The 5,117-nt window shown below is 60.3% G+C and carries 4 protein-coding genes; 1 reads left to right on the top strand and 3 read right to left on the bottom strand.

Translation table 11 applies throughout. The features are described from left to right. A partial coding sequence (locus tag ENE74_RS17935; protein ID WP_125962520.1) for a hypothetical protein occupies positions 1–1,531 on the top strand: 1,531 nt, incomplete at its 5' end. On the opposite strand, the gene ENE74_RS17940 is transcribed toward ENE74_RS17935, so the two are convergent. The 3 genes from ENE74_RS17940 to ENE74_RS17950 are packed head-to-tail and all read right to left on the bottom strand — an operon-like array spanning position 1,521 to position 4,989. After that, positions 1,521–2,537, bottom strand: a complete 1,017-nt coding sequence (locus ENE74_RS17940; protein ID WP_007015936.1) for a tyrosine-type recombinase/integrase — start codon at positions 2,535–2,537, stop codon at positions 1,521–1,523. The two genes, ENE74_RS17935 and ENE74_RS17940, sit on opposite strands and share 11 nt — an antisense overlap. Further along, complete coding sequence (locus tag ENE74_RS17945; RefSeq protein ID WP_125962521.1) at positions 2,534–3,448, bottom strand: tyrosine-type recombinase/integrase; 915 nt, start codon at positions 3,446–3,448, stop codon at positions 2,534–2,536. Before ENE74_RS17945 ends, ENE74_RS17940 begins: the two co-directional genes overlap by 4 nt. Continuing rightward, entirely contained in the window at positions 3,442–4,989 is a 1,548-nt protein-coding gene (locus tag ENE74_RS17950; RefSeq protein ID WP_016510927.1) for a tyrosine-type recombinase/integrase, read from the bottom strand. The genes ENE74_RS17945 and ENE74_RS17950 overlap by 7 nt, the downstream gene beginning before the upstream one ends. Positions 4,990–5,117 lie beyond the last annotated feature (128 nt).

Here is a 5,117-nt window from a genome sequence, read left to right on the forward strand (position 1 = left end):
ATTCTTTGCAGTCGCAGTTTATGTCGAGCGTGGTGGCGGGAGGCGCAGGTTTCCTTCGGTTTTCCATGATTTCACTCCAGATAATTGCCTGACAAGGTTGAATGCTGGGGCCGTTAGGATTGTCGGCACCGCTGGAATGGTGCAGGTTGTAGAAGATCCCCGAGGCAGTCGTTCGTCGCTTTCAATCGAGGTCCCGATGCAAGGCTGTCCGCCATGGAGATTTGCCATGCCGAGCAAACTGCCCAAGCGCCCCATTATCGTTTTTCTCGCAGGGATTTTTCTGGGCTTGCCCGGCGTCGCATGTGCAGTGACATTGACGTCATTAAAAGGCATGGATCTCGAAGGAAGCTATGGCTCGTATGCGCCGCGTGGCGATTGCTCCCGAGGGGCGAGCCTTGAGATCAACGAAACCGGTTTTACTTTCAAAGCGTCTGGTCAGACTGTAAAAAGCACCCGGTTTGAGTACGCGGCTTCGTTTCTTGGCCCGACCTATGAAGGCATTAGCGCGGTCTTTTTTCCTTTTCCTGTCAATGCCAACGATTTCGGACGCGTGATCTTGACGGTCAATGACGACGAAAAGCGAGGCGTAGTCCGCCTTGAAGCAGACGTCGCGCCGGGACAGCGCCTGGATCCGTTCAAGTCAGCGCTCGTGTCGCAATCCCCATTGCTCTTGTGCAATGGGTCTGGGCTGGCATCTGCTGCTTCAAAAGCACCGCTGCAAGCAAGGCCAGTCTTGGGAAAACCGACGCCGCTAACCTGGACCAATCTTGCCAGTTCCGTAGGGAAATTCCAAAGTGATTCCGATCCCAACGGAATAGATCTTTTGACAAGTGGTCCGATAGCTGACGCGATACGTTCGCGTTTGGGCCGCAAAACAGACCTGCTGGCCAGCAATCTTTCGGCGATATCCGGTCTCCAGCGACAAGGGTCTCTCTATTGGGTTACCGGAAATGCGCCGCATCAAGGCGGTGTAGAGCAAGCCTATGTTTTGCTTGATGCAAATCGCCGTGCTGTTCAAATTGGCCTTTGGGAAAAGGGAAAGTTGACGGTCTATGCGCCTCAAGGAGGCCGCTTGCCCGTGCCCCAGGACATTGCTCGCCTGCTTATGGACAGCCCACCTGAGGACGCAGTGCCACTGCCTGGGACTGCTTGGGAGGTCGTGCCGGTCCAAGGTCGCGCCCCAATGGCCTATGTCGATGTAGCTGCTTCGCCAAACATCAAGTCGTTTAGCCTGTTTTGTGAAGGCAACCGCCCCATGATGGCCATGCTCCTTAACAAGCCCGCGACGGTGCCGCGCGTTACGGTTACATGGAATTTTGCTGGTCGATTAATTGACATTCCGACCGGCCGCGCTAACGCTCAGAGCACGTTTTGGCAGGCCAACCTCACTGGTTCCCAACTCATTCCGATGCTTCTCCGTCAAAACGGTTCGGTTATGCTGCGCATCAACGGCCGCCTCGAAGGCGAAGCTTTGTTGGCGGGAGCGCCACTGGCGCTTCGGACTGCGATGCGGAACTGTGTCAAATTTTGACATGACCTCCTGCACGTATTTCCTGAAGCATTGATAGTAGATCGTCGCTTTGCGGCTTGAAGCGCCCGGGCCTGATGGCAGGGGCGCCGTGCGCCGCGAGAATTTGCAGCTTTTCCTCGGGATCGGCGCGCAAATAGGTCTCAGTGCTCTGGATGCTGGCGTGCCCGAGCCATAATGCGACCTTGCGAATGTCCCCGGTCGCCGCGAGCGTGTGCATTGCGCAGGAATGGCGCAGCACGTGCGGTGTTACGCGCTTGCCAAGGATCGACGGCTGCTTCTCTGCCGCGCGCTTGACGTGCTCCGCCAAACGGAACGCAAATCCGTCGCGGGTCATGGGTTGCCCGCTGGCATTGAGGAATATCTCGGCAGCTTGCGCATCGGGACGGATCGCAAGCCACGCGCGCAATGCGAACTGAGTCTCCTTCCAGAGCGGGAGGACCCGTTCACGCCGTCCCTTGCCCATGATGTGCACGGTGGACAGGAAGCGGTCCGGGAAATCGCGCAGTTGTAGCGTTACGAGTTCCGACACCCTCAGCCCGCCAGCATAGGCCAGATGCAGCATTGCGCGATCGCGGGTGCCAAGGCGTGTCCGGGGATCCGGGGCGTCGAGCAAAGCCTTGATCTCTGCACGGTCGAGGTAGTCGATCAGCGCCTTGTCGGTCTTCTTGGTAGGGATCGATCTGACGCGAAGGGCCTGATCCAGGCAGGCCGGAATACGATACTCGATGTAGCGGAAGAAGGACCGGATCGCGGCGAGCCTGCCATTGCGGGTCCGAACACAGCTGCCGCGACCGTTCTCGACATGGTCAAGGAAGGCCATGATCATGTCGGTGCCGAGATCCTCGATCTCGAGATCGGTCGGCCGACGCTTCAGCCGATCGGCAGCGAACTGGACCAGGAGGACAAAGCAGTTGGCATAGGTCTTCACCGTGTGCGGACTGACAGCACGTTCGCGCGGTAGATGTTCACGCAGGTAGATCGAGAGATGCGGAGCGAGTGCCGTCATGCCGCTTCTCCCCGGTAAAGTTGCTCGCTGGCGACAGCGATATCGCGCAGCAGCACCGGAGTGGCCTCGAGATACCAATAGGTGTTGGCGACCGACGCATGCCCCAGATATACGCTGAGTCCGGCCATGTGGTGTGCGATGGCTTCCCTGTCGCGCGGACAGGACTCAAGGGAACGCACGGCGAAAGTGTGCCGCAGGTCGTGTAACCGCATCCCGGCCGTTCCGGTCGGTCCGCGGTATCCGAGCTGCCGGGCCAGCCTGACGAACACCACGTGGGCGCGCACCTTGTGTGGTGCTCTCCCCCGAATGGTCACGAACAGGTCATTGCCCGTGGCGCCAAGCCTTGCCCGGGTGGCGAGATATGCTTCGAGCGCCTGACGGGTCGATGGCTGCAAGGTAATCAGCCGCTGCTTGCCGAACTTGCCGTTGCGGACGATCAGGCCATCCTCGACCAGATCGTTGCATTGAAGAGCGAGGGCCTCGGAAATCCGGAGACCTGTCGCCGCCAGCAAGCCGAACAAATAATGGTACGTGTATGGGCTGATCGTGTCTTGGGACGCAACGTCCAACGCCGCGGTCATGATCGCCCGGACCTGTTCCGGTTCGATGATGGTCGGGGTCGGGCGTGGCCGCTTGCCCCGACCGAAGACACCGACAGGCGGAACCTCGTAAACTGGATCATCGGCTTGGATAAAGCGGCTGAAGTTGCGAACGGTATCAAACCTCCGGCGGGCCACATTTTGCGAACTCGCCGTGTGGCACCAGTCGTAGATCCGCTGGACTTGGATGTGCCGGTCGCCGAATCCTTCGGCGTAGGCGGCGTACAGGCGCAGCATGCGTTCCTGTTCAGAGAACTTCCGCCCGAGGCTGCGATGCAGCGCCACGTATTTGGAAATGTGGATGTTCAGCATGACTGTTCTCCCGGCCAGGGCTGCGCGATCTTCATGAGCATCGGCAGATCGACCTTGGCGTAGATGGCAGTGGTCTCGGGCGAGCTGTGACGCAGGATGGTCCCGACGGACTCCAGGCCTGCGCCTGCGCGCAGCAGGTTGGTGGCAAGCGAATGCCGGAATATGTGTGACCCGGTCGGCACTCCTTCGATCCCACCGCGGTCGCGCGTACGAGCGACGATGCCCGCGATCTCAGCGGACGAGCGGAATGGCCGAAACGGTGCTTGTGCACGCAGGAACAGATGCTTTTCGGCGGTCTTCGGGCGGGCTGCCGCAAGATATGCCAGGATCGCGTCGCCAACATCCTGCGGCAATGGCAGGCGGTCCGGTCGACGCGTCTTGCCCTTGACCGTCAGGTGGCCGGATCGCCAGTCGATGTCGTCGAGACGCATGTCCTGAATATCGGCAGCCCGCAGGCCGAGCCTGGCGAGCAGGAGAATGATGGCCTTGTCCCGGACTTCCACCGGACGATCTGTCGGACAGGCCGCAATGATCCTCTCGATCGTTGCCGGGTCGACATGGCGCGGCAGCGTCGAAAGGCGGTAGCGCTGCACTGATGGAACTGCATGCAATAAAGCCGGCCGGCACTCGCCACGCACGACCAGAAACCGGATGTAGCTCCTCATTATCGTGACGAGCAGCGATGCCGAGCCCGGCGTCTCCTTGCTTCGTCGTTGGAATGCGCTCCTGAGTCCGGCGGCATCCCATTGCGCAGGCTCGCCCAGCATTGGCATGAGCCGTCTGATATCAGTCCGGTAGCGCCGGATCGTCTCGTCCGTGGCGCCGCGGTGTTGCTTGAGCCATGCCAAGTAAGCCGACATGTGCGGGTCATCGTCCGCCACCGGTTCAACCAATGGGATGGCGCCCCGGCCTCGCAGGAACTCGACGAAGTGCCGTGCGCATCGCCGCCGCCGCTTGGTGCCCGTTGCGACCAGCTTGCCCCGCTTGCGCCAGACCGGGCATCGGCAATCATGCGCTGCATAGTGGTCGATGATCGCGTCATCGATCTCGATCCATTGGCGCCGCGCCATGCGAAGCCAGGCCACGAAATGCTCGGCCTCGGACCGATAGGCCTGTGCCGGTCCCTCGGCAAGTTGCAGGCGATCGATCGCATCGGAATAGTCGGCGAGGTGCCGTGGCAGATCGTCGATCCCGTCGTCGACTTCGACGTAGCCTTGATCTTCCAGGAACCGGACGAAGCGCCTGACCCTTGCTGCTTGGTCAGCCTTGTAGTGCGCTTGCTGCGCCGAATACCGGTGGCACCGGCACCCATGCTTCTCGAACCGCCGGACAGCCCGATCGTCAATCGTGCGGATCGCGATCTTATGCAGGCCCAGCCAATGCAGGAAATGGCGGACCGCCGCGCCATACAGAACCGCACAGCCTGACTTCTCGTCGAGCGACAGAGAGGAGAGGAATGCGGTGAGAAGGGCGCCGTGACTGGGCGGGTCTTCGACCCGGAGCGGGGCCGCTCGAAACGGCAATGATGATCTTGATCGCATGTTGGTTCCTTCGACTTGTTGAGGTCGAGGGAACCGTAATTATCTGGAGTGAAATCATGGGAAACCGAAGGAAACCTGCGCCTCCCGCCACCACGCTCGACATAAACTGCGACTGCAAAGAATATGTG

This window comes from Sphingobium algorifonticola (genome assembly GCF_004005485.1).
Taxonomy (GTDB): domain Bacteria; phylum Pseudomonadota; class Alphaproteobacteria; order Sphingomonadales; family Sphingomonadaceae; genus Sphingobium; species Sphingobium algorifonticola.

Coding starts and splice junctions, on each gene's coding strand:
- ENE74_RS17940 (WP_007015936.1), bottom strand. CDS start 2,537: ATGACGGCACTCGCTCCGCATCTCTCGATCTACCTGCGTGAACATCTA.
- ENE74_RS17945 (WP_125962521.1), bottom strand. CDS start 3,448: ATGCTGAACATCCACATTTCCAAATACGTGGCGCTGCATCGCAGCCTC.
- ENE74_RS17950 (WP_016510927.1), bottom strand. CDS start 4,989: ATGCGATCAAGATCATCATTGCCGTTTCGAGCGGCCCCGCTCCGGGTC.